General features: G+C 65.3%; 21 protein-coding genes and 1 pseudogene. 11 read left to right on the top strand and 11 right to left on the bottom strand.

Translation table 11 applies throughout. The annotated features are described in order from the left end of the window. Position 1 precedes the first annotated feature (1 nt). The gene (locus tag LDH74_RS18445; RefSeq protein ID WP_226040137.1) at positions 2–1,150 is read left to right on the top strand and encodes an acetyl-CoA acetyltransferase; all 1,149 of its coding nucleotides are present in this window, start codon (positions 2–4) and stop codon (positions 1,148–1,150) included. Then, on the top strand, positions 1,147–1,572 hold the full coding sequence (locus LDH74_RS18450; RefSeq protein ID WP_226040138.1) for an OB-fold domain-containing protein: 426 nt from the start codon (positions 1,147–1,149) through the stop codon (positions 1,570–1,572). The genes LDH74_RS18445 and LDH74_RS18450 overlap by 4 nt, the downstream gene beginning before the upstream one ends. Positions 1,573–1,610: 38 nt before the next feature. Here LDH74_RS18450 and LDH74_RS18455 read toward each other — a convergent pair whose 3' ends face one another. From LDH74_RS18455 to LDH74_RS18465, 3 genes are read right to left on the bottom strand one after another with little or no spacing between them, the layout of a single operon-like run. Beyond that, a complete protein-coding gene (locus LDH74_RS18455; protein WP_226040139.1) occupies positions 1,611–2,630 on the bottom strand; it encodes a MaoC family dehydratase N-terminal domain-containing protein in 1,020 nt (339 codons plus the stop codon). Then, positions 2,620–2,889 carry a hypothetical protein gene (locus tag LDH74_RS18460; protein WP_226040140.1) on the bottom strand — a complete coding sequence of 90 codons (270 nt, stop codon included), beginning with the start codon at positions 2,887–2,889 and terminating at the stop codon, positions 2,620–2,622. Before LDH74_RS18460 ends, LDH74_RS18455 begins: the two co-directional genes overlap by 11 nt. Positions 2,890–2,906: 17 nt before the next feature. Next, a complete protein-coding gene (locus tag LDH74_RS18465) occupies positions 2,907–3,083 on the bottom strand; it encodes a hypothetical protein (protein ID WP_226040141.1) in 177 nt (58 codons plus the stop codon). A 69-nt stretch (positions 3,084–3,152) separates the two neighbouring features. Here LDH74_RS18465 and LDH74_RS18470 point away from each other — a divergent pair, with 69 nt between their 5' ends. The 8 genes from LDH74_RS18470 (at position 3,153) to LDH74_RS18505 (ending at position 13,425) form a co-directional block, all read left to right on the top strand. Beyond that, a complete protein-coding gene (locus LDH74_RS18470; protein WP_226040142.1) occupies positions 3,153–3,926 on the top strand; it encodes an SDR family NAD(P)-dependent oxidoreductase in 774 nt (257 codons plus the stop codon). A 126-nt stretch (positions 3,927–4,052) separates the two neighbouring features. Beyond that, on the top strand, positions 4,053–5,642 hold the full coding sequence (locus LDH74_RS18475; protein WP_226040143.1) for a class I adenylate-forming enzyme family protein: 1,590 nt from the start codon (positions 4,053–4,055) through the stop codon (positions 5,640–5,642). 42 nt (positions 5,643–5,684) lie between these two features. Further along, positions 5,685–6,977 carry an MFS transporter gene (locus LDH74_RS18480; RefSeq protein ID WP_226040144.1) on the top strand — a complete coding sequence of 431 codons (1,293 nt, stop codon included), beginning with the start codon at positions 5,685–5,687 and terminating at the stop codon, positions 6,975–6,977. Between the two features lie 111 nt (positions 6,978–7,088). Continuing rightward, complete coding sequence (locus LDH74_RS18485; RefSeq protein ID WP_226040145.1) at positions 7,089–8,630, top strand: molybdopterin-dependent oxidoreductase; 1,542 nt, start codon at positions 7,089–7,091, stop codon at positions 8,628–8,630. Between the two features lie 326 nt (positions 8,631–8,956). Further along, positions 8,957–10,321 carry an ABC transporter substrate-binding protein gene (locus LDH74_RS18490; protein WP_226040146.1) on the top strand — a complete coding sequence of 455 codons (1,365 nt, stop codon included), beginning with the start codon at positions 8,957–8,959 and terminating at the stop codon, positions 10,319–10,321. Between the two features lie 151 nt (positions 10,322–10,472). Next, on the top strand, positions 10,473–11,426 hold the full coding sequence (locus LDH74_RS18495; protein ID WP_226040147.1) for a sugar ABC transporter permease: 954 nt from the start codon (positions 10,473–10,475) through the stop codon (positions 11,424–11,426). Next, positions 11,423–12,295, top strand: coding sequence for a carbohydrate ABC transporter permease (locus tag LDH74_RS18500; RefSeq protein WP_226040148.1), 873 nt, complete (start codon positions 11,423–11,425; stop codon positions 12,293–12,295). Before LDH74_RS18495 ends, LDH74_RS18500 begins: the two co-directional genes overlap by 4 nt. 44 nt (positions 12,296–12,339) lie before the next feature. After that, entirely contained in the window at positions 12,340–13,425 is a 1,086-nt protein-coding gene (locus LDH74_RS18505) for an ABC transporter ATP-binding protein (RefSeq protein WP_226040149.1), read from the top strand. A gap of 6 nt (positions 13,426–13,431) precedes the next feature. On the opposite strand, the gene LDH74_RS18510 is transcribed toward LDH74_RS18505, so the two are convergent. From LDH74_RS18510 to LDH74_RS18535, 6 genes and pseudogenes are all read right to left on the bottom strand, one after another. Then, a complete protein-coding gene (locus LDH74_RS18510) occupies positions 13,432–13,953 on the bottom strand; it encodes an RDD family protein (RefSeq protein ID WP_226040150.1) in 522 nt (173 codons plus the stop codon). Between the two features lie 148 nt (positions 13,954–14,101). Next, positions 14,102–14,383 (bottom strand): hypothetical protein, encoded by a 282-nt coding sequence (locus LDH74_RS18515; protein WP_226040151.1) that lies wholly within the window; start codon positions 14,381–14,383, stop codon positions 14,102–14,104. 303 nt (positions 14,384–14,686) lie between these two features. After that, positions 14,687–14,791, bottom strand: a pseudogene (locus LDH74_RS18520) (dehydrogenase); the annotation flags it as partial. A 201-nt stretch (positions 14,792–14,992) separates the two neighbouring features. Beyond that, positions 14,993–16,243, bottom strand: a complete 1,251-nt coding sequence (locus tag LDH74_RS18525; protein ID WP_226040152.1) for an acyl-CoA dehydrogenase family protein — start codon at positions 16,241–16,243, stop codon at positions 14,993–14,995. 272 nt (positions 16,244–16,515) lie between these two features. Then, the gene (locus LDH74_RS18530; protein WP_226040153.1) at positions 16,516–17,766 is read right to left on the bottom strand and encodes an acyl-CoA dehydrogenase family protein; all 1,251 of its coding nucleotides are present in this window, start codon (positions 17,764–17,766) and stop codon (positions 16,516–16,518) included. A 168-nt stretch (positions 17,767–17,934) separates the two neighbouring features. Beyond that, positions 17,935–19,083 (bottom strand): thiolase family protein, encoded by a 1,149-nt coding sequence (locus tag LDH74_RS18535; RefSeq protein ID WP_226040154.1) that lies wholly within the window; start codon positions 19,081–19,083, stop codon positions 17,935–17,937. A 161-nt stretch (positions 19,084–19,244) separates the two neighbouring features. On the opposite strand from LDH74_RS18535, the gene LDH74_RS18540 reads away from it, so the two are divergent. Continuing rightward, complete coding sequence (locus LDH74_RS18540; protein WP_226040155.1) at positions 19,245–20,030, top strand: SDR family NAD(P)-dependent oxidoreductase; 786 nt, start codon at positions 19,245–19,247, stop codon at positions 20,028–20,030. 35 nt (positions 20,031–20,065) lie between these two features. On the opposite strand, the gene LDH74_RS18545 is transcribed toward LDH74_RS18540, so the two are convergent. Then, on the bottom strand, positions 20,066–21,502 hold the full coding sequence (locus tag LDH74_RS18545; RefSeq protein WP_226040156.1) for an amidase: 1,437 nt from the start codon (positions 21,500–21,502) through the stop codon (positions 20,066–20,068). 5 nt (positions 21,503–21,507) lie between these two features. Further along, on the bottom strand, positions 21,508–22,728 hold the full coding sequence (locus tag LDH74_RS18550) for an acyl-CoA dehydrogenase family protein (RefSeq protein ID WP_226040157.1): 1,221 nt from the start codon (positions 22,726–22,728) through the stop codon (positions 21,508–21,510). Positions 22,729–22,737 lie beyond the last annotated feature (9 nt).

Consider the following 22,737-nt stretch of genomic DNA (forward strand, 5'->3'; position numbering starts at 1 on the left):
TGTGGCTGAACCGATCCTTGCGGGCGTCGCCGAGAGCGAACTCGGCGAGACGCCCGACCGGAACTGGCTCGATAACGCGGCGATCGCGACCGTTCGCGCGCTCGAGGACGCCGGCTGCTCCCTCGCGGACGTCGACGGCGTCGCGGTCGCGGGCGGTAACGACTACATGCCCGCGCTGGTACTCTCGGAGTACCTCGATCTGGACGAACCCTCGTTCCTCGAGGGGACCGAGATCGGCGGCTCGTCGTTCGAGCACTTCTGCGGGCACGTTCGCGACGCGATGACCCGCGGCGAGGCCGACGTGGTGGTCGTCGCCTACGGCTCGACGGGCAAGACCGGCCCCGGTCGGGATCGGTCGCTCGAGGAGACGCATCCCGTCGACGGCTTCGTCCGCCCGACGGGGCTGTTCCGGCCGCCGGGGGCCTACGCGATGGCCGCTCGCCGGCACATGCACGAGTACGGGACGACCGAAGAGCAGCTCGCGGAGGTCGCCGTCTCGACCCGCGAGTGGGCATCGATGAACCCCAAAGCGGCGCAGCAGGATCCGATTACTGTCGACGACGTCCTCGAGTCTCGACAGATCGCCGAGCCGTTCAACTTGCTGGACTGCTGTCTCGTCTCGGACGGCGGTGGCGCGGTCGTCCTCGTGAGCGAGGAAAAGGCCCGGGAACTCGGCGTGCCGGAAATCGCCGTCGCGGGCGTCGCCTCGACGAGTACCCACCGTCAGGATATCAGCGAGATGCCCGACATGACGACCACCGGTGCGGCGGTAACGGGACCGAACGCGTTCGCGCAAGCGGGAATTACCCACGACGACGTCGACGTCGCCGAAATATACGACTCGTTTACCTACACCGCCTTAGTCACCCTCGAGGATCTGGGCTTCTGCGAGAAGGGAGCGGGCGGCGAGTTCGTCTCGGGCGGGACGACCGCCCCCGGCGGCGAGTTGCCGATGAACACGCAGGGTGGCGGGCTCTCCTACTGCCATCCCGGTCATTTCGGGATCTTCGTCCTCATCGAGGCCGCGCGCCAGCTCCGCGGCGACTACGAGGGCGACCGGCAGGTCGACGACGCCGAAGTGGCGGTCGCCCACGGTACCGGGGGCTTACTTTCCTCGAGCAGCACCGTCGTCTTACGGAGGGAAGCATGAGCGCCCCAGTCGAGGATCGCCGCGAGTCGTGGGACGGACCGGTTCCCGTTCCGACCGGCGCGACGGTCCCCTTCTGGGAGGGGACGCTCGAGGGCGACCTGCGCTATCAGGAATGCGACTGTGGCAACCGCCAGTTGTACCCCCGGGCGGTCTGTACCGACTGCGGGGCCGAGGACCCGCCGTTCGAGGAGAGCGAGGGCGTCGGGACGATCTACACGTACACCGTCTGCCACGTCCCCGGCGAACCGGGCTTCGCCGATCGGACGCCGTACATCGTCGGCGCGATCGAGCTGGCCGAGGGGCCGCGCCTGCTCGCGCTGCTCGACGCCGATCCCGACGTCCTCGAGATCGGCGCGTCGGTCGCGGTCACCTTCTGGCGGCTCTCCGACGAGGCGGCGATGCCGGTGTTCGTGCCGGAGTAGTCGAGTCGACGGAAAACTGGCCGCATCGTTTCGCTTCCCTACTCGAGATCGGCCGTCGCGGTTCCGGTCAGCAGCGTTTCACCCGCCACCGTCCGCGCCTCGAGTTCGGTCTCGATCGTGCCCGCGTTGGGGTTGACCTCGGCCACCTCGCCGGTCGCGACGACGGTGTCGCCGGGGAAGACCCGCGACTGGAACCGAACCCCGAAGCTCGAGACGTCCCGGAGGTCGAACCAGTTCGCGACGACACGGGAGGTGATCCCGGCGGTGAACATCCCCTGCCCGAAGACGCTCTCGTTGCCCGCACCCGTGGCGAACGGCTCGTCGTAGTGAATCGGGTTGAAGTCGCCGCTTGCACCGGCGTACTTGACGAACTGCTGCCGCTCGAGGTCTTCGACGACGACCGTCGGGCCGGTATCGCCGGGCTCGAGGTCGGCGACGGTACGGACGCGATCGAACTCGCCAACGGCCGGGTCGGGAGCCGACCCGGTTTCCGCGGTGCCACCGTCGGCTTCGGTCGGGTCGCCGTCGCTCGCGGTGTCGTCCGCGTCGGCCGCGCTCTCGTCGCCGTCGTCGATCGCTCCCTCGGTTTCGATCGCCGTCGAGCGGTCGGTCAGGACGAGTTCGCCGTCCGGCGTCCGGTACTCGGTCTCGAGGACGGCGAAGGTCATCGTCCCCGCGCGGCCGCCCTCGCGCTGGAAGACGTCCGCGAGGGTGGTCGTCCCCTCGAGGACGTCGCCGACGTAGATGGGGCGTTCGTACTCGTGGGCCTGTTCGCCGTGGATGACGTACTCCGGCTGGAAGGCGAGGTCGAAGCCCTTCCCGTCGACGTCGTCCGGGGTGTATCGCGGGAACCGGGCGACCTGCGTGTAGGTTAGGGGCGCTGGGACGCGGTCGTGGCCCCGTTCGGCGGCGACGGCCTCGTCGCGGAAGACGGGATCCTCGGACGTGATCGCCCGCGCGAACTCCTCGACCTTGCCGGGTTCGATACGGAACTCCTCGGCCGTGACCGTGGTGTCGCCGACCATCGCCTCGAGTTCCTCGATGGGCCTATTCGGCATGGTGGCCCTCCGTGGCTCGAGCGGCGGTCGTGGGCTGTTCGGTCGTCGCGTCGCCGTCCGCGGGTCCGTGGTGGCCGCGTTTCATCGCTGCTACGGTTTGTGCACGACTGTCATAACAGTACCCCTCTCGGTCTTCCTGCGGTGACGCGTTCGCTCGATAGTGGGTTGCCGGCCGATCGACGACCGCTACAACGGTGACCAGTGTCCTGCTATCGCGGTAACACGGAGTAGCCACGCCCTCCCCAGCCGATTCACTCATTCACTTCGTTCATTCGTTCATCCACCGGAAGACGCTCCGCGTCTTCCGAGCCATTCGCTCACTACGTTCGCGACAACCTCGCGCAGTGTCGGCTCGCGTCTCACTCGTCGTTCGCCGCGGGCCAGCGCGCGCCACCGCAACGCCGACTGGTCGAATAGCTTATACCGGCGGTCGATGAACGCGTACACGCTCATGGCAGTGACTATCACACTCGGGTATGGAGAACGGTCAATAGAACGAGCGCACGTCGCGGAGGGTGACCGATGACGGTCGACCAATTCAGCGTCGACGGGCAGACGGCGATCGTCACCGGCTCCTCGAGCGGTATCGGAAAAACGATCGTCGAGCGCTTCGCGGACGACGGCGCGAACGTCGTCGTCACGTCGCGGGAGATGGAGAACGTCGAGCCGGTCGCGGACGCGATCAACGAGAGCGAGCGGCCGGGCGAGGCGATCGCGATCGAGTGCGACGTGACGGATCGCGACGCGGTCCAGGATTTGATCGACGAGACCGTCGACGAGTTCGGCGGCCTCGACATCCTGATCAACAACGCGGGGGCGAGCTTCCAGGCTCCGCTCTCGGAGATCAGCGAGAACGGCTGGAAGACCATCGTCGACATCAATCTCCACGGTACCTTCCACTGCTCGCAGCTCGCCGTCGAGTACATGCGCGACAACGGCGGCGGCCGAATCGTCAACTTCGCCAGCGTCGCGGGTACCCGGGGCTCGAAGACGATGAGCCACTACGGCGCAGCCAAGGCCGGCGTCGTCAACTTCACCACCTCCGCGGCGGCCGACTGGGCCGAGGACGACGTCTGGGTCAACTGTATCGCTCCCGGGCTGGTCGCCACCGAGGGCGTCCGCACTCAGATGGGCGTCGAGGACGACGCCGCGGAGATCGCCCGCACCACTCCCGATCGGACGATCGGCAAACCCGAGGAGGTCGCCGACCTCGCGCAGTTCCTCGCCAGCCCCGCCGCCTCCTACATGGTCGGCGAGACGATCGAGATCAAGGGGATTCCCCGCCTCGGCGAGTAGCGCGACGGGTCCCTCGAGTGCGACCGATCGGGTACGACGCCCGTTTACGCGGGACGGGGACCGAAAGACGAACCCTGTTACCAGTACCCATATACTTTTCCGGTCGAACGACAAACCACGGGCAACATGGAGCTCGATATCGTCTCCGCGGAGACGCTTTTGGAGTCGCCCTACGACGGGAACGTCGCGAACTTGCTCGAGCGAGCGGTGGTGGAACAGCCCGACACGATCGCGATCGAACACGCCGGCGAGACGGTCACCTACCGCGAGTTCGGCGACCGGGTCGCGCGCTTCGCCGACGGGCTTCGGGAACTCGGTCTCGAGGCCGGCGATCGGGTCGGTCTCTACATGCCCAACGGAATCCCCTTCTGTACGGTCGTCTGGGCCTGCTGTCGCGCCGGCGTCGTCGCGAGTCCGCTGAACCCCGAGTATCGCCGTCGCGAGATCGAGTACCAGCTCGAGCACGCCGACGCCGACGCCGTTCTGATCGAGGGCGACGCGGACGACTACGTCCGCGATGCCGTCGCGGACCTCGAGACGGAGATCGTCAGCGCGACGGCCGCGGATGACCACCCCTCGCTGCCGGACCTGGGCGACGACGCCGACGCTGCCGGGGACGCTCCCGTCGCCGATCGCGAGGACGATGACGTCCTCCTTCAGCCCTACACGTCGGGAACGACGGGCCAACCCAAGGGCGTCCTGCTGACCCACCGCAACTTCCGGGTCCAGATCGCACAGAGCGTCTCGAGTTACAGCGCCGGGCCGATCGAGGGCGACGGGATCATCGTCCTGCCGATGTACCACATCACCGGGCTGCTCGGGATGATGGCCTCGCTGTGTGCCGGCCGGACGCTGCACCTGCTCCGGCCCGACCAGTGGGATCCCGAACTGGTGCTCCGAAAACTCGACGAACACGACATCCCGTCCTTCGTCGGCGTCGCCGCCATGTTCGTCGATCTGCTCGAGGCCCACGATCCCGACGAGTACGACCTGTCGACGCTGATCAAGGCGGGTCAGGGCGGAGACAAGCTTCCGAAACCGACGCAGGAGCAGTTCGAGGCGGCGTTCGATGTCCCGCTCACGGAGGGGTACGGCCTCACGGAGACCACCGCGACGAGCCACACGATCCGGTGGTCGTCGCTCGGCAACAGACCCGGAAGCGTCGGCCAGCCGGTCGGCCACACGCGCTCGAAGGTCGTCGACGAGGACGGGAACGAGCTCGGCCCCGGCGAGGAGGGCGAAATCCTCATCGCCGGATCGCAGGTGATGAAGGGCTATTACGAGAACCCCGAGGCGAACGAGGAGGCCTTCACCGAGGACGGCTACTTCCGCACCGGCGACATCGGCATGCGCGACGAGGACAACTACTACTACATCAAGGGTCGCGAGAAGGAGATGATCCTGACCGCGGGTTACAACGTCTACCCGCGCGAGGTCGAGAACCTGCTCTACGAGCACCCCGATATCCACGAGGCCGCGGTGTTCGGCGTTCCCGACGAGCGACGCGGCGAGACCGTCGCCGCCGCGGTCAGGCCGACGGAGAACGCGGCGCTGACCGCGGACGACGTCGAGGAGTACGTCCTCGGCGAACTCGCACCCTACAAACACCCGCGCATCGTCGAGATTCGCCGCGACCTCCCCAAGACGGGCAGCGGGAAGATCCGCAAGACGACCCTGCGCGAGGAGTTCGTCGCGGACCGCGGACTCGAACCGTGAGCTATCTGTACCCGGGCGCTCGAGTCCGTACATATCACGACGATGTCTGAGGATCCAACCTACTCGACGGCGGAGATCAGGACGATCGCGCTCGCGGTTATCGCCGGCGTCTTCTTCGGTGGCGTCGCGACCGGCGTCGCCTTCCCCACGCTCCCGCTGCTCGACGAGAAGCTCGTTATCTCCGCGATCATGCTGAGCCTGATCCTCTCGGCCAATCGGATCGCCCGACTGTTCATGAACACGCCGGCCGGGACGATCATCGACCAGGTCGGCGCGCGGAAACCGATGATCTTCGGGCTGTTCACGCAAGCGCTGGCTCCCTTCGGCTACGTCGTCGGTCTTCACACGCCCCCGACCGATCTCGGAACGCTGCCGATACTCGGCGACGTGTCGCTTCCGGGCGTCGTCTTCGTCCTCTCGCGGCTGTTCTGGGGGATCGGCAGCGCGTTCGTCTTCATCGGCGCGTTCGCCACGATCACGTACGTCACGACGGCTAACAACCGCGGTCGCTGGGTCGGCTACATGCGCGGCGGCCAGTCGCTGGGGTTCCCGACCGGGCTCGTCCTCGGCGGCCTCCTGACCGATCTCGCGAGCATGCAGACGGCGTTTCTCACCGCTGGCGTGCTCGCGCTGCTGGCCGGGATCATCGCGACGCTCGTGTTGCCGGACGTTCACGCCGGTGCGGAGGGCCGGGCGGCGAAACTCCGCGAAGTCCCGTCGTTGCTCGTCAGTAATCCGACCGTCCTCCTGATCGGCTACGGCAACTTCACCGTCCGCTTCCTCTGGGGCGGTATTATCCTCTCGACGCTCGCCCGCTACGCGAGCGACTACGGCCTCGAGCTGTCCGCCCTCGGCGCTGCCGGGATCAGCGGGATGGTGATGGGACTGGGCGTCGTGACGTCGGGATCGCTGACGGTCGTCACCGGCTGGGCGTCGGATCTGGTCAGCGACCGGACGCTACTGACGGTCCCCGCGTTCCTGTCGATGGGCGCGGGATTCCTGATCATCGCCTACGTCCCGACGATCGAGGCGCTACTCGGGGCGATCGTCCTCGTCGGCGGCGGCATGGGCGCGGCCGCGCCCGCCATGCTCGCGATCATGGGCGATCTCACGCCCGGCGACGAACTCGGCCGGATGGGCGGTGCCTATCAGGTGATGGGCGATATCGGACTCAGCCTGGGGCCGTTGATCGCGATCCCGGCCGTCGATAGCTGGTTCGGCTACCAGACGACCTACGTGCTCTGTGCCGCGCTCGTGTTGAGTTGCCTGACGATCGTTTCGCTCCCGCTGTTGCGAAACCCGGAGGTCACGCGAGCGGGAGTGAAAGCGGACTAGGGTGGCAGTCACTGCGTCGATCGACGGCCATCCGGCGCGGTTCGGAGCCGGGACCCCTTCTCACGTGTACGAAGCTTTCATGTTCGGCCGCGGCTATTGTTACGTACTATCATGATAAGGTCTCGCACGGGGGAGGTAGCCGCCCGGGCGCGCCCGTGGCTCCCCGCAGTCGCCGTGGCGCTCGCCGCGGGGCTGGGCGCCGTCGGGGGTTCGTACCTATCCGTCGGCCGACGGCCGGCATTCGTCGTGGGGCCGTTCGATCGACTCGTGTTGCTACTCAGCCCCGACGCGCTCGTGACCTTTGCGATCACCCAACTCGGGACGCTCGGTCACCAACTGGCCTTCCTGACGGCCACCGCAGTGACCTGCGCGGTCTTCGGGCTGGCTGCCCTGCCCGGCGCGGCGTTCCTGCTGGGTCGCGGCCCGGCTCACGGCGCGTTGTCTCGGGGCGGCAGCGCTCTCCTCGGTGTGATCCTCGGGACAGTCCCCCCGGCCGTCGTCGCGTACGGACTGACGCGATCGCAGCCGTCGACGCTCGGCGTCGCCGCCGGGGCGGGATTCGTTCTGCTCGCGACGGCCGGAACGTCCGCGCTGCTCGCCGGTGACGGCCGCTCCCTCGGCTCTCCCGCCCGGCGACGCGTCCTCGGAGCCGTCGGCTCGGCGATCGGCGTGAGCGGGCTCGCCTTCTTCGTTCGGGGTACCGGCGAGGAGTCGTTCCCGTCGCCCCTCGAGATCCCCGAGGACGCCCGTCCCGAGGTCCGAGAGCTGCTCACGCGGGCGAAAGAGCAGTCGTTCGGTGTCGAGGGGCTCGAGCCGCTGGTCAGCACGAATTTCTATCAGGTGGACATCGGTAACGTCGATCCCGACGTCGATCGCAGGGAGTGGTCGCTCTCGATCACGGGGGCCGTCGAGGAGGAGAGAGAGTACGACTTCGCGGACATCGAGGCCATGCCCCTCGAGGATCGCTTCGTCACGCTGCGCTGCGTCGGGGATCAACTGAACGGGCGACAGTTGGACACCGCTCTCTGGAGCGGCGTGCCCGTTCGATCGCTGCTCGAGGCGGCGGGCCCCGAGGGCAACTACGTCGTCCTCCGCGGGGCCGACAGCTACTACAACGAGTTCCCGATCGAGGCGCTGTGGCCGGGACTGTTGGCGTACCGGATGAACGGCCGCCCGCTGCCGCGGGCGCACGGTGCGCCGCTTCGCGCGCTCGTTCCGGGCCACTGGGGCGAGATCAACGTGAAGTGGCTGACCGAGATCGAGGTACGCACTGAAGAGACGATGGGCTACTGGGAACACCGCGGCTGGCACGGCACCGGCCCGGTTCACACCGTGGCCAAACTCTGGCAGGTCAACCACCTCGGCAGCGGCCGCATCGAGGTGGCGGGCCACGCCTACGCCGGTACCAGGGGCATCAGTGCCGTCGAGGTATCGACCGACGGGGGCGACACGTGGGTCGAGGCCGAGTTATCCGACCCGCTTCCGGGCGACGACGTTTGGCGCCAGTGGCGCTACGAGTACGGAGCGGCGGGAAGACACGAGGTGATCGTTCGAGCCCGCGACGGCAACGGGAGCCTCCAGATCCCAGACGAGGACGGCCCGAAGCCCGACGGCGCCACCGGCTGGGTGTCCGAAACCGTACGGCCGGGCTGAGCGCGTCGTTGCCGGCGACGCTCGGTGGTCACCGAGCCCGTCAATCGGGCGACTCACCTCCTTCTCTCGGCCTCCCGCGGATCATCACGCGTTCACGCGGTTCGAGACGACCGTTACTCACGTACGATGGGTAACATAAAGCGAAGGAATATATCGATGTGACTCACAAACGGCGAAAACCGTCTGAAAAAAAAAAAAAACGTGAACGTTTATGTGGCTGTAGTTGGATGGTAGCAATGGACAAGAGTGATTGTGAACAAATGACACGGGATACAATTAACAGGCGACGGGTGCTTACGGGTGCTGGGGCGGGAATTACTGCCGCGATGGCGGGTTGCTTAGGTGGCGGCGGCGACGACGACGGTGTCCACTTCATCACGGACTACTACAACACCTCCTGGGAGAATCTGTGGGACGAAATGGCATCGCAGTTCGAGGAGAACACAGACCACAGCATGAACATCGAAGAGGGCGGGATGTCCGGCACCCAGGAGGGCCGGCTCGCCCAGTTGATTCAGGCGGGCAATCCGCCGGACGCGAACACCTCGACGTTCGACCAGGTTGCCGACATCTGGTCGACCGACCAGCTCAGCTCCGTCGGCGGCGTCGTCTCGTCGATCGAGGAGGTCAACGGGGAACTGAACGTCGGCGGCGCGTTCCTCGGTGGGGACGACATGTTTCAAATCCCCCACGGCGTCTACGTGTCGAACTTCCAGTACCGACAGGACGTCTACGACGAGCTCGGTCTGTCGGAACCGGAGACCTTCCAGGACGTACTGGACAACGCCCAGGCCATCGACGAGGCCGGCGGCGCGTACTCCGACATGGCCGGCTACGGGCTCGCGGGGATGCCGACCGGCAAGAGTCAGGACGAGTTCCAGGTCCTTCTGGCGAGCGCTGGCATGTCCGGGCTCGGAATTCGCTGGAATGACCCAGAAGCGCAGGACGAACTCGAGATGTACTGGCCCGAGGAGGAAGTGACGACGGTGTTGCAGTACATGAAAGACCTCGCCCAGTACTCGCCCGACCCGACCAGCATCGGCTGGGCGGAGTCGCTCGGCGGGTGGGCACAGGGCCAGTACGGCCAGCAGTACCATCTCAACGCCTGGCCGGTCGGCGTCGCCGCGCTCCAGGCCGAGGCCGCGGATAGCGAAGAGGAGGGCCAGTTCCTGAGCAACGTGGCCGAAAACACGCAGGTCATGGCGTACCCGACCTGGGAGGGGATCAGCAAGGACCAGAACTGGCTCTCCGCTCCGGCTCCCGACGGCTACCACGTCTTCTCGGGCGGCGAGAACACGCAAGCTGCCAAGGAGTGGTTCGAGTGGCTCTACGCGGACAGCATGGAGAAGACCGTACAGTTCTACGAGATGGATCCGGGCCGGTTCCTACCGAGCTACGGCGACGTGCTGGGCTCCGAGGCGTTCCAGAACCAGGGCATCATGCAGGCCCACCCCCACCTCTACGAGAAGCTCCAGTACGTCCAGAACGAAATCTGGGGCAACCACTACGGCAGCGTCGACGCGGCCAACGTCTCCTCGCCCGTGGCCCTGTACATGCAGCGCCAGTGGTTCTACGGCGAGATGGTCAACAACGTGGTCACCGACTCGATGAGCGTTCAGGAGGCCTACGAGTACGGCGAAGGCGAACTCGAGTCAGCCCTTTCAGAGGCCAAAGAACAGTTCGGCGGATAGTCGACCATAGCACCGTCGACTTTTCATTTAGCGATGCTCGGTGCAGAACGAGTGGATCACTAACAACCGTGAGATTAACATACGTGGATGAAGAGAATCGCATACGGACAACCATGAGACAAACAGACACGGATGCAGAGGAAACGTAAATATGGCTGGTGAAACTGGAGAATCGGTTCGACCAGGGAGGGCGTTCATCCCGTGGGATGACCTGCCCGTGAGTCGGGAGACAGTCATCGGGATCGGGACCATCCTACCGGTCGCCGTACTGTACCTACTTATCGCGGCGCTACCGATCGCGTTCGCGTTCTGGGCATCGTTACACAACATCCACACGCTCAACCCCGTCTGGGAGTGGGCCGGGTTCTCGAACTACGCTCAGGTCCTCGAACTCAACCGGTTCTGGGGATCGCTGTGGCGAGGGATCGTCTACATGGTCGGCAGCACGCTCCTCCAACTCGCCGTCGGCCTGTGGATGGCACTCGTGCTCAACCGGATCACGTACGGTCAGAAGCTGCTCACCGCAGTCGTCTTCACGGCCTACCTGATCCCGACCATCATCGTCTCGCTGATCGCGCTGCGGGTGTTCGACCCGCAAGGAGGCGTGTTTCAGATGATCGGTGCCGACTATCTCAGCCTGTGGGCAGGCGGAGAGGCGCCGCTCGGGTCGCGTGACTGGGCGATGCCCCTGTTGATCCTCATCGGTAGCTGGAAATTCTCCGTCTTCATTACGATCTTCACGCTCGCGCAGCTGCGCGCGATACCGAACCGGTTCTACGAGGCGGCGAAGGTGTGCGGCGCGAACCGATGGCAGATGTTCCGGGACATCACGCTGCCGCGTCTCATGGGAATCATCCTGGTCGTCGTCCTGCTCCGGTCTGTCTTCATGTTCAACAAGTTCGACATCATCTGGCAGCTCACGCAGGGCGGCCCCGGGAACGCCACGACCACGCTCCCCGTGCTCGCATACAAGACAGTCTACACCGACCAGGCGTACGGGCTTGCAAACGCGATCTCCGTCGTCATGTTCCTCTTCCTACTCGTGGCGGCGGTCGGTTACTTCATGGTCTTCAATCCGAGTGAGGAGGTGGAAACGACAGCATGAGTCAGAACGAACCACCGGGAGGCGTCTTCGGCCTCTCGTACGACGGCGAAACGAAGATATTCGAGGCGTTAAAGCTCGTCAGCACCGCGATCATCGTTCTCGTCGGTGTCTGGCCGATCTACTGGATGACCCAGCTCGCCTTCACCAAGTACAGGGTCGTCTCGAGTGACCACACCTACTTCCCGTGGCCCGACATATTCACGGTCAACAATTTCAACATCTTGACGGATCCGGTGATGTACACCTACATCTTCAACACGACCGTGGTCGCCATCGGGACCATCGTCACGGTCATCATCGTCTCGCTGGTTGCCGGCTACGGGCTCGCGAGGCTGGACTTCCCCTACAAGGAGAACTTCGCGCGGATACTCCTGATCGGGTACCTCTTCAGCCCCATCGTCATCGGTATCCCGCTCTACCAGATCTGGCGGTCCATCGGGCTGCTCGGTACCCGAATCGGGCTCATCATCGCGCTGTCGGCGATCTCCATGCCATTCGCGGTGTGGCTGATGTGGAAGTACATCATGACGATCCCGGAGGCCCACGAGGAGGCCGCCTGGGTCGACGGTGCGTCGCGCTGGCGCGGCTTCCGTGACGTCGTCGTGCCCCAGTGCCGACCGGCGATCATCGCCGCGGCCCTGTTCGCGTTCGCGCTCGCCTGGAACGACTTCACGTTCGCACAGATCCTCCTGCCGGCGACCGACACGACGACGTTCGCCCCCGGCGTCCTCCGGGAGATGAACCAATCGCAGTTCCTGCCGGACGCCTACCTGATGGCGGTCTCGCTGGCCATGACGCTACCGCCGCTGCTGTTCGCCTACTTCATGCAGAGCTACCTGCTGAAGGGGTTCCAGGTCAGAGCTCTCTGAAAATGCACCACCTTTACAACTAACACCACGAGATAACCCAACATATGCCAGACATCGAGATACGGAATCTGACGAAAGTGTACGAAGAATCGGGCAACAAAATCGTCGCCGTCGACGACGTCGACCTCACCATCAAGGACGGCGAGTTCGTGACGCTCGTCGGTCCCTCCGGCTGCGGGAAGACCACGACGCTCCGCTGTGTCGCGGGGCTGAACAAACCCACGAGCGGCACGGTCAAGTTCGGCGACCGCGACGTGACGGATAAGCCGGTCCAGGAGCGCAACATTGCGTTGCTCTTCCAGGACATCGCGCTGTACCCGCACATGAGCGTCAAGGAGAACATCGCCTACGGCCTCAAGATCGCTGGGTTCTCGCGCGAAGAACGCATGGCCCGCGTCGAGGAAGCCGCCGAACTCCTCCAGATCACCGACCAGCTCGAGAAGATGCCCTCGGAGCTCTCCGGCGGCCAACAACAGCGCGTCGCGCTCGGCCGATCGCTCGTGCGCGACCCGGAGATCTTCCTGTTCGACGAGCCGATGTCGGACCTGGACGCCAAGCTCAAGGCCGAACTGCGGCCGGTCATCGAGAAGGTGACCGACGAGATCGGCTGTCCGACGCTGTACGTGACTCACGACCAGGAGGAGGCGATGACCATGTCCGACCGCGTCGCGGTCATCAACGACGGCAAACTGGCTCAGGTCGCCCCGCCGAAAGAGGTCTACGACGAGCCCAATTCGCAGTTCGTCAGTCAGTTCATCGGCCAGCCGTCGACGCAGTTCTTCGAGGGGAACGTCGGATCGGTCAACGGAACCGCCGAACTCGATGTCGGCGGCTACGAGTACCACCTCGCCCGCGACGGGCTCGAGGGATGGTCCGGCGAGGACGTCCGCGTCGGCCTCCGACCCCAGTACATCCGGGTCAGCGAGGATCCCGCGAACGGTATCCCGGCGACGCACCTGCTGGACGAACCGCTGGGCGATGCGACCCACAGCTTCTTCGACACGGAGTTCGGCGAGATCGTCGTCGTCACCGATCCGGACTTCGAGGGCGACGGGAAGGAGTACGGACTCGTCTTCGAGGACGAGTACATCCAGTTGTACGACAACGACTCCGGCGTTCGGATCGCCTGATTCCGCTCAGTTCTTTTCGTCGCCGCTCGCTCGAGCGGCGGCGCTCGTGTCCGTGTCCGCCGAAACAGCCTCGTCACGATCCGTCGGTCGCGTCGAGCGAACGACGACCGTCCCCGCGGCGAGATCGCCGAGGCGACGACCGTCGGTTACGAGGGCCGTCACGAGGCCGACCACGACCGGCGGAACGCCCAGTAGATCGACGTACAGGAGGAGATTCCGCACGGCGCTGGCGCGGTAGGTACACTCACGACCGTCGGCTATGACGACCAGCAGGCCGCGGTTGACCTTGCCCGGCGTCCGGCCGTAGCGCCACTCGAGGACGAACGAGTAAATGGCGAAAATCGGAAAGAGCGCGAGCAGCGAGAGGAGGACGACGCCTCCGCCCAGCGCCTCGTATGTCTCGCCGAACACCACGCTCGCGACGTAGATCACGGGAAACTCGAGTAGCACGTAGCAGATGAACAGGTCGATCGCCGCTGCACCGCCGCGAGCGATCAGCACGTCGCGGTCGTCTGCCGTTTCCAACACTGGTGCTGGTTGCCGCTGTGTCGGCAAGAACCCGTCCAACGTCCGGTCGATCACGGTGCGACCGCCTCGCCGTTCATGGCGGAGACATTCGTAGCGCGGATAAAATACCTACCCCTCTGCTGGTACTGGGAGGAGCTGTCGGCCCGAGTCACTCCATGCTGACGTCCGTCCGAAGCGTCGCGAGGAAGTAGATTAGCAGGAGGATGGTGATTCCCCCGAAGACCTGTGAATCTATCGACAGGTAGCCGTCCATGCGGTACAGCATGACGCTAGCAACCGCCAGCACGACGATGGAACCGACGGTGCGCCACCGTTCTACGATCTTCTCGACGGTTATTTGCGCCGTGGACTTCTCAACTGCGTCTGACGCCTTGCGAATATTTTCCAGACTGGCGTCTTCGGAGGCCTGGCGCGTCGTGTCTCCGCTCATACGTTCCGGGTATTCCCGCCCGAGCGTAAATACCTATGGGTATCAGTGGCATGTGAGTGGAAGACTCCCGGAGTGTGCGATCAGTCCTCGGTCGACGACGATGGATCACCGGACGACGACTCGTCAGTCGTCCCCGTTCGGCTCGCCCTCGAGCCGGCTTCGGCGCGTGCTTGCTCGTACTCGTGAAGTGAGCGCATCCGGGCCGGCAGATCCACGCCCTTCTGTTCCCGGAGCGATCAAACCCGGTATCGGTAGACCGGGTAGCCGAGCGCCATCCAGCCGAGGATGAGCACGAGCACGCCGCATCACTTCGGCACCCTCCTGGGCGAGGGTGCGGCAGTCTTCGCTTCCGATGCGTCCGGCGCCGCCGGTGACGACGGCCGTTCGATCCGCGAGTCCGAGATCCATACCCTCACCGATGGCAGTTCGGCGAAGTTATTTTATTGATGAATATCGGCGGAAAAGGCCGGTAGCGACGCCACCTCGAGCGTCGAACGGCGACTCAAGTCTCTGCTCGAGACACGGTGTCCGAAACGGGCCGCTCAACCGTTATAGAGAAAAGTAGGCCGAGTGCCTTGGGACCAAGCCCCGAGACGATTCACTGCGTTGCTATTCGTCGAGCGCGTCGATTCGGAGGTCTTCGTCGAACTGCAGCGTGTTCTCGATCTCGCTCTCGTCGACGTCCTCGAAGGCCCAGCGGGCGATCGAGCGGCGGTGGACTTCGTCGGCCCCGTCGACGATGCGGAACCGGCGGACGGCCTCGTAGAAGTGCGCGATCGGCAGGTCCTTGCCGATCCCGTTGCCGCCACAACACTGCACGGCGAGGTCGATGGTTTCGTTGGTGACGTTCGCGGCGAACATCTTCGACATCGCGACCTCGATGCGGGCGTCGTTGCGGTCGAGTTCGCGTGCGGCGTGACGAACCATCGTTCGTGCGGCGTGGAGTTGCGTCTCGGCGTCGGCGATGCGGTGACGCAGCGCCTGCTTGTCCTCGAGTTTCGAACCGAAGGCCTCGCGCTCCTGGAGGTAGGCCTTCGCGACGTCCAGCGAGCGTTCGGCCATGCCGGAGTAGCGCATGCAGTGGGTGAGTCGGCCGCCGCCGAGTCGCATCTGGGCGATCTGGAAGCCCTCGCCTTCCTCGCCGATCGTGTTCTCGACGGGGACGCGGACGTTATCGAACTTCACTTCTGCGTGGCCGCCCTCGCGTTCGGTGATGCCGTGTCCGCCGAGGTGGGGGACGTTGCGGACGACGTCGACGCCGTCGGCGTCCCGCGGCACCATGATAATCGATGTGCCCTCGTATGGATGGGCGTCGAGGTCGGTTCGGACCATCGCCAGATAGTAGTCGGCGCCGAGCCCGTCGGAGGTCCACCACTTGTGGCCGTTGATGACCCACTCGTCGCCGTCCTTGACGGCGGTGCTCTGGAGCATCTTCGGGTCGGAGCCGGCACCGACCTTTGGCTCGGTCATCGCGAACGCCGTCTGAATGTCTCCCTGCACGAGCGGGCGGAGCCACTCTTCTTTCTGCTCTTCCGTGCCGACCATCTCCAAGGTGTGCATGTTGCCTTCCTGTGGCGCGTTCGCACGGATCGCGAGCGCGCCGATCAGCGAGCGGCCGACCTGTTCGAAGGATGGTAGCATGTCGCTGAAATCGAGTCCCTGGCCGCCGTACTCCTCGGGCACCTGCGGCGCGAATAGATTCCGTTCTTTGGCCATCTCCCACATCTCGTGGATCTCGTCCATCGTGATCTCCTCGCCCGTGGCCAGCGCTTCGCGCTCGCGCGGAATGACGACCTCGTCCATGAACTCCTCTACGCGACCCGCAACCTCCTTGGCTTTCTCGGAATCGTGGTATTCCATAGTATCTATACTGTATCACACCATTGTAAATCCATAGGTAACAATTCCCATTGATTGGAAGCGATCGCGGGACTATCGACACCTCGAGACCCGTCGCTGCCCGTCTTGATCGCGTCGCGTCCGTCCTGTCGTGGCCTGCTGTGTCGGTCTCCGCTCGAGCGACTCGGACTCGCTCGAGGACGATGTGCCGGTCGTTCCGGGGACCGTCGGACAGGCTTCACGTTCGAGACGGCCGTCGAAAGAGAGAAAGGTGAGTCTCGCGGTCGAACGCGTTAGTCGTCGAGTGCGTCGATGCGCAGCTCCTCGTCGAACTGCAGGGAGTTTTCGATCTCGGCTTCGTCGACGTCCTCGAAGGCCCAGCGGGCAATCGAGCGGCGGTGGACTTCGTCGGCCCCGTCGACGATGCGGAACGCGCGGACGTTCTCGTAGAAGTGCGCGATCGGCAGATCCTTGCCGATCCCGTTGCCGCCACAGCACTGCAGGGCGAGGTCGATCGTCTCGTTGGTGACGTTCGCCGTGAACATCTTCGACATCGCGACCTCGATGCGGGCGTCGTTGCGGTCGAGTTCGCGTGCGGCGTGCCGGACCATCGTCCGTGCGGCGTGGAGTTGCGTCTCGGCGTCGGCGATGCGGTGACGCAGTGCCTGCTTGTCCTCGAGTTTCGAACCGAAGGCCTCGCGCTCCTGGAGGTAGGCCTTTGCGATGTCGAGCGAGCGCTCGGCCATGCCGGAGTAGCGCATGCAGTGAGTAAGCCGACCGCCGCCGAGTCGCATCTGGGCGATCTGGAAGCCCTCACCTTCCTCGCCGATCGTGTTCTCGACGGGGACGCGGACGTTATCGAACTTCATTTCGGCGTGGCCGCCTTCACGCTCGGTGATGCCGTGCCCACCGAGGTGGGGAACGTTACGGACGACTTCGACGCCGTCAGCGTCGCGTGGCACCATGATAATCGATGTGCCCTCGTATGGATGGGCGTCGAGGTCGGTTCGGACCATCGCCAGATAGTAGTCGGCGCCGAGCCCGTCGGAGGTCCACCACTTGTGGCCGTTGATGACCCACTCGTCGCCGTCTTTGACGGCTGTACTCTGGAGCATCTTCGGGTCGGAGCCGGCACCGACCTTTGGCTCGGTCATCGCGAACGCCGTCTGAATGTCGCCCTGCACGAGCGGGCGGAGCCACTCCTCTTTCTGTTCTTCCGTGCCGACCATCTCGAGGGTGTGCATGTTCCCTTCCTGGGGCGCGTTCGCACGGATCGCGAGCGCGCCGATCAGCGAGCGGCCGACCTGCTCGAAGGACGGCAGCATGTCGCTGAAGTCGAGTCCCTGGCCGCCGTACTCCTCTGGCACCTGCGGCGCGAACAGGTCCCGCTCTTTGGCCATCTCCCACATCTCGTGGATCTCGTCCATCGTGATCTGCTCACCCGTGGCCAGCGCTTCGCGCTCGCGCGGAATGACGACCTCGTCCATGAACTCCTCTACGCGACCCGCAACCTCCTTGGCTTTCTCGGAGTCGTGGTACTCCATATCATCCATGATCGCACACAGCACTGTAAAGCTATAGGTAGCGGATCGCATTAATTGGCAACCGTTGGCGATGCTACTCGCTCGTCGAGACCTGTCGTCTCTTTTCCCGATTGCGTCGCACCCGTCTGTCTCGACGCAGTTCGTTGTGCCGGTCCCCGCTCGAGTGGCTTAGACCCGCTCGAGGATCGTCGCGACGCCCTGGCCGAAGCCGATGCACATCGTCGACAGCGCGGTGTCCTGCTCCGTTCGCTCGAGTTCGTGGGCCAGTTTCGTCAGCAACATTGCGCCGGTCGCGCCCAGCGGGTGGCCGTGGGCGATCGCCCCGCCGTTGACGTTGACGTCCTCCCAGGAGGCACCGGTCTCCTCGAGCCAGGCGCCGACGACCGCCGCGAACGCCTCGTTGACCTCGAAGAGATCGACGTCGCCGACCGTCATGTCGGCCTTCTCGAGGACGTTCTCGGTTGCGGGAATCGGTCCCTTCAGCATCGTCACGGGATCGACGCCGACGACTTCGGTCTGGACGATGCGGGCCATCGGCTCCCAGCCGTGTTCCGCGGCGGCTTCCTCGCTCGCGATGAGCAGCGCAGCCGAGCCGTCGACGATACCCGACGAATTGCCGGGGTGGTGGAAGCCCTCGCCTTCCTCGCGGAACGACAGCGGGAGTTCGGAGAGGGTCTCCTCGTCGGTGCCGGGACGGGGGTGTTCGTCTTGTTCGACCACGACCTCCTCACCGTCAAGTTCCGTTTTGACGGGCGCGATCTGGTCGTCGTACCGTCCCTCGTCCCAGGCCTCCTTCCAGCGGCGCTGGGAGTCGGCGGCGATCTCGTCGAGTTCCGTTCGCGTCAGGCCGTACTCCTCGGCGATTCGCTCGGCACCTTCGCCCTGCGTGGTCAGCTCGTCGAAATACTCGAAATAGGTGTCCGTCGGCGCGTCGCCGTCCGATCCCATCGGCACGCGGGTCATGTGCTCGACGCCGCCCGCGATGAGCACGTCGTGCTGGCCGGCCATGACGTTCGCCGCGGCGAAGTTGGCCGCCTGCTGGCCAGAGCCGCACATCCGATTGAGCTGGACGCCCGGAACGATGTCCCCCCAGCCGGCGACCATCGGCGCGAGTCGCCCGATATTCAGGCCCTGCTCGTCGACCGGCGTTACGCAGCCGTAGATGACGTCCTCGATCGTCTCCGGCTCGAATCCGTTGCGCTCCCGGAGCGCCTCGAGCGGCTCGGCGGCCAGGTCCTGCGGATGCGTGTCCCGGAACGAGCCGTCGCGTTTCCCGAACGGCGTTCGGACGGCGTCGACGATGACTGCGGAGTTCATGACGTGCGACTGGCTATTACACGATCGATCATAGAGGTTGTGCATAAATTCGTGATCGACGGTACTGGACTCTTTCTCGGCTAAATCGATTCGTGAAAAACTGTGACCGCTGCTACCGCGTCACAATAATTAAATCAGATAGCGTAGTAGTCGCTCGGACGATGGACTTCGGACTACAGGACCGGACCGCTGTCGTCACCGGCGGGGCCGGACGGATCGGAAGCGCCGACTGTCGAACGCTCGCGGAAGAGGGTGCGAACGTCGTCGTCCTCGACGTGGACGCCGACGGCGCGCGGGAGGTCGCCGACGAGATCGACGAGACAGCTGACAGCGGGGATGCGATGGCCCTCGAGTGCGATCTGACCGATCGCACGGCGGTTGCCGACTCGATGGACGAAGTCCGCGAGACGTTCGGCGGCGTCGACATCCTCGTGAACAACGCCGCGATGGTCGACGCGCGCTCCCGACTGGCCGACTACGACGACGACGTCTGGAACCGCGACGTAGAGATCAACCTCACCGGCACCTACAATATCAGCGCGGAGGTGTTCCCCGAGATGTGCGACCGCGGCTGGGGGCGGGTCGTGAACATGTCCTCGATGGCAGGCTGGTACGGCGGCTTCGGCCAGATCTCCTACTCGGCGACGAAAGCCGCCATGATCGGCTTCGGCCGGACGATGGCGCTCGAGGGAGCCCAGTCGGGGGTCACCTCGAACGTCATCGCACCCAACATCGTCGTCGGCGACTGGGCCGATATGGATCCCGACGAACTCCGGGAGAACGTCGACGAGTACTACGCTCGTATCGCCGAGGCGACGCCGATGCGCCACCTCGGGAAGGAGGAGGACGTGGCCAACATGGTCACGTACCTCTGCTCGGACCAGGCCTCCTACGTCACGGGACAGATCGTCGGCGTCACCGGCGGGATCGACCTCTTTAGCTTCTGATCGCACGCGGAAACGCGTCGGCTGCGTCGTGCCGATCACTCGGGATACGTGTCGCGCCACGGCCGCTGGCGCTCGAACGCGGCGCTTGCGGCGATCACGTCGTCGTCGGCGTGGCGTGGGCCCGCGATTTGCATCCCGACGGGGAGTCCGTCGATGACGCCGGCCGGGACCGAGGCCGCCGGCTGGCCGGTGAGGTTGAACGGCTGCGTGAGCACCCAGCCGCGGTACGGCTCGATCTCGACGCCGTCGATCTCCGTCGGCTCCTCACCGTGGGGGAACGGCGTCGTCCCGCAGGTCGCCGTCGCGAGGAGATCGTACTCGGCGAACAGGTCTCCCAGTCCGTCGAGGACATGGGTTCGAACGACGTCAGCGCGCTTGTACTCCCGCGTGGTCGGCTCCTCGGCGTCCACGACGAGATCGACGAGATACGGCCGAAGGCGATCGCGGTCCTCGCCGAGCGGATCGAACCCCTCGTCCTCGAGGTTCTCGAGCAGCGATCCCCACCGTACGGTCGCCATCGTGTAGTAGGCGTCCAGAATCTCCTCGTTGTCGTGTCCCAGGTCGGGATCGACCGCGTCGACGGTCGCGCCGGCGCGCTCGAGCGCCGAGACGGCGTCCTCGAGTACGTCGCGCACGGCGGGCTCGACGGGATAGATGCCCATACCCGGGCTGTACGCGATTTGCACGTCGTCGATGGGGCGATCGACGGCGGCGCGGTACTCGCCCCCCTTCGGGATCGAGAACGGATCGCGCGGGTGGGTTCCGGCCATCACGTCCAGCGAGAGCGCCGCGTCCTCGACCGTTCGGGCCAGCGGCCCGTTCGTGGAGAAGGGGGTGTGACTGGCGAACGCGTTCGGCCGGCTGACGTTCGGGATCACGCCTTGTGTGGGTTTCAGTCCGTACACGCCACAGAAGCTCGCCGGCACGCGAACCGAGCCGCCGGCGTCGGAACCGGGTGCGAGCGGCACGAGCCGGTCGCCCAGCGCCGCCCCGGCCCCGCCGGAGGACCCGCCCGAGACGCGATCGGGATCGAACGGCGTCCCCGTCGGCCCGGTGACGCGGTTATCGGTCGTGACGCCGAGCCCGAACTCGGGCGTGTTCGTCTTCCCGACAACGATCGCTCCCGCGTCCTTCAGCCGGGCGACGAACGGCGAGTCCGACTCGGCGACCCGGTCCTCGAAGAGCAACGACCCCGAGGTCGTTCGGACTCCCTCGACGTCGTCGAGATCCTTGATCGCGACGGGGACGCCGTGCAGCGGCCCGAGCGGCTCGCCCTCGTCGATCGCGCGGTCGGCCTCGGCGGCCATCTCGCGGGCCAGATCGTCCGTTACCGTCACGAACGCGTTCGTCCGATCGTTTCGGTCGTGGATGCGCTCGAGGGTGGCGTCGACGACCTCGGTCGGTGAGCACTCCCCGTCTCGGATCGCTCTCGCGATCCCCGCGGCGGTCGTGCGCGTGAGTGGTGCGACCATCCGGATCAGTCCGTGATCCCCATCGATTTCGCGATCGTGTTGAGCTGAATTTCGTCGGTCCCCTCGACGATCCGCAGGATGCGCGCCTGGTGGACCAGATCCATGTAGGGGTTCTCCTCGGCCAACCCGTTGGCCCCGTTGACCTGGACGGCCGCGTCGGCGACCTCCCAGAGGACGTTCGTCGCGAACCACTTCAGCACCGACGAGTCCATGATCGTCCGCTCGTCTTCGGCCATCTTCCAGGCGAGTTTCAGCCCCGCGGCGTCGGCCGCGTAGGTCTTCGCCCGCCCCTTCGCGAGCTTCGCGGAGACCTGCTGGAAGTTCCCGATCGGCTCGCCGAAGGCCTCGCGCTCGGTGACGTACTCGCCGGCCTCCTCGAGCAGGTACTCGCTGTACCCCACGGCCTCGGCACCCAACTCGAGCCGTCCGAGCGAGAGAAAGTCCATCGCGGCGTAGAACGCCTCGTCGACCGCGCCGAGCACGCGGTCCTCCGGGACGCGCACGCCGTCCAGAACGATCTCGGCCTGTGACCCCTCCGCGCCGACGGCGTTGTTGTACGACCCGATCTCGTACTCGTCGCGCTCGACGATGAAGCACGTGATGCCGCCGTAGCGGCCGGCTTCCTCCTGGGGCGTCGTCCGCGCGAAGAGCTGGATAAAGTCGGCGTAGGGCGCGTTGGTGATCCACTGCTTGCGGCCGTTGATGAGCCACTCGTCTCCGTCTTTCTCCGCTGTTGTCCCCATATTGGGCGAGTCCGACCCCACGCCGGGCTCGGTCTGGCCGAACGCCGTCGACTTCTCGCCGCGGACCACGGGCTCGAGGTATTTCTCCCGCTGGTCGCCCTCGGCCTGCAACAGCAGCGGCTTCGGCCCCTCGGGGCCGGCGAGGACGTAGCGCTCGAGGCCGCCGCCGTGGCTGGCGACGTGTTTCTTCGCTCGATACCACGTCACCGGAGAGATACCGTCGCCGCCCGCGTCCTCAGGTAGGTTCATCGCGTAGAAGCCCGCCTCGGCCGACTTGCGTCGGATCTCCTCGCGGGCCTCGAGCAGTTCGTCGGTCCAGCGGCCGTTCTCGTGGTGTCCCTTGCGGGGGTTGGTGTAGACGTCTCCCAGCTCTTCGACGATCGGGTCGACCTCTCGTTCGATGAAGTCGTCGATACTGTCGAGGATCAGTTCGGTCTCGTCGTCGGTGTCGAAACTCACGCCGCCTGTGGTGTTAGCTACCATGTCTAAATT

Origin of the sequence: Natrinema sp. DC36, assembly GCF_020405225.1 — an archaeon.
GTDB lineage: Archaea > Halobacteriota > Halobacteria > Halobacteriales > Natrialbaceae > Natrinema.

Coding starts and splice junctions, on each gene's coding strand:
- LDH74_RS18450 (WP_226040138.1), top strand. CDS start 1,147: ATGAGCGCCCCAGTCGAGGATCGCCGCGAGTCGTGGGACGGACCGGTT.
- LDH74_RS18455 (WP_226040139.1), bottom strand. CDS start 2,630: ATGCCGAATAGGCCCATCGAGGAACTCGAGGCGATGGTCGGCGACACC.
- LDH74_RS18460 (WP_226040140.1), bottom strand. CDS start 2,889: ATGAGTGAATCGGCTGGGGAGGGCGTGGCTACTCCGTGTTACCGCGAT.
- LDH74_RS18465 (WP_226040141.1), bottom strand. CDS start 3,083: ATGAGCGTGTACGCGTTCATCGACCGCCGGTATAAGCTATTCGACCAG.
- LDH74_RS18470 (WP_226040142.1), top strand. CDS start 3,153: ATGACGGTCGACCAATTCAGCGTCGACGGGCAGACGGCGATCGTCACC.
- LDH74_RS18475 (WP_226040143.1), top strand. CDS start 4,053: ATGGAGCTCGATATCGTCTCCGCGGAGACGCTTTTGGAGTCGCCCTAC.
- LDH74_RS18480 (WP_226040144.1), top strand. CDS start 5,685: ATGTCTGAGGATCCAACCTACTCGACGGCGGAGATCAGGACGATCGCG.
- LDH74_RS18485 (WP_226040145.1), top strand. CDS start 7,089: ATGATAAGGTCTCGCACGGGGGAGGTAGCCGCCCGGGCGCGCCCGTGG.
- LDH74_RS18490 (WP_226040146.1), top strand. CDS start 8,957: ATGGCGGGTTGCTTAGGTGGCGGCGGCGACGACGACGGTGTCCACTTC.
- LDH74_RS18495 (WP_226040147.1), top strand. CDS start 10,473: ATGGCTGGTGAAACTGGAGAATCGGTTCGACCAGGGAGGGCGTTCATC.
- LDH74_RS18500 (WP_226040148.1), top strand. CDS start 11,423: ATGAGTCAGAACGAACCACCGGGAGGCGTCTTCGGCCTCTCGTACGAC.
- LDH74_RS18505 (WP_226040149.1), top strand. CDS start 12,340: ATGCCAGACATCGAGATACGGAATCTGACGAAAGTGTACGAAGAATCG.
- LDH74_RS18515 (WP_226040151.1), bottom strand. CDS start 14,383: ATGAGCGGAGACACGACGCGCCAGGCCTCCGAAGACGCCAGTCTGGAA.
- LDH74_RS18525 (WP_226040152.1), bottom strand. CDS start 16,243: ATGGAATACCACGATTCCGAGAAAGCCAAGGAGGTTGCGGGTCGCGTA.
- LDH74_RS18530 (WP_226040153.1), bottom strand. CDS start 17,766: ATGGAGTACCACGACTCCGAGAAAGCCAAGGAGGTTGCGGGTCGCGTA.
- LDH74_RS18535 (WP_226040154.1), bottom strand. CDS start 19,083: ATGAACTCCGCAGTCATCGTCGACGCCGTCCGAACGCCGTTCGGGAAA.
- LDH74_RS18540 (WP_226040155.1), top strand. CDS start 19,245: ATGGACTTCGGACTACAGGACCGGACCGCTGTCGTCACCGGCGGGGCC.
- LDH74_RS18545 (WP_226040156.1), bottom strand. CDS start 21,502: ATGGTCGCACCACTCACGCGCACGACCGCCGCGGGGATCGCGAGAGCG.
- LDH74_RS18550 (WP_226040157.1), bottom strand. CDS start 22,728: ATGGTAGCTAACACCACAGGCGGCGTGAGTTTCGACACCGACGACGAG.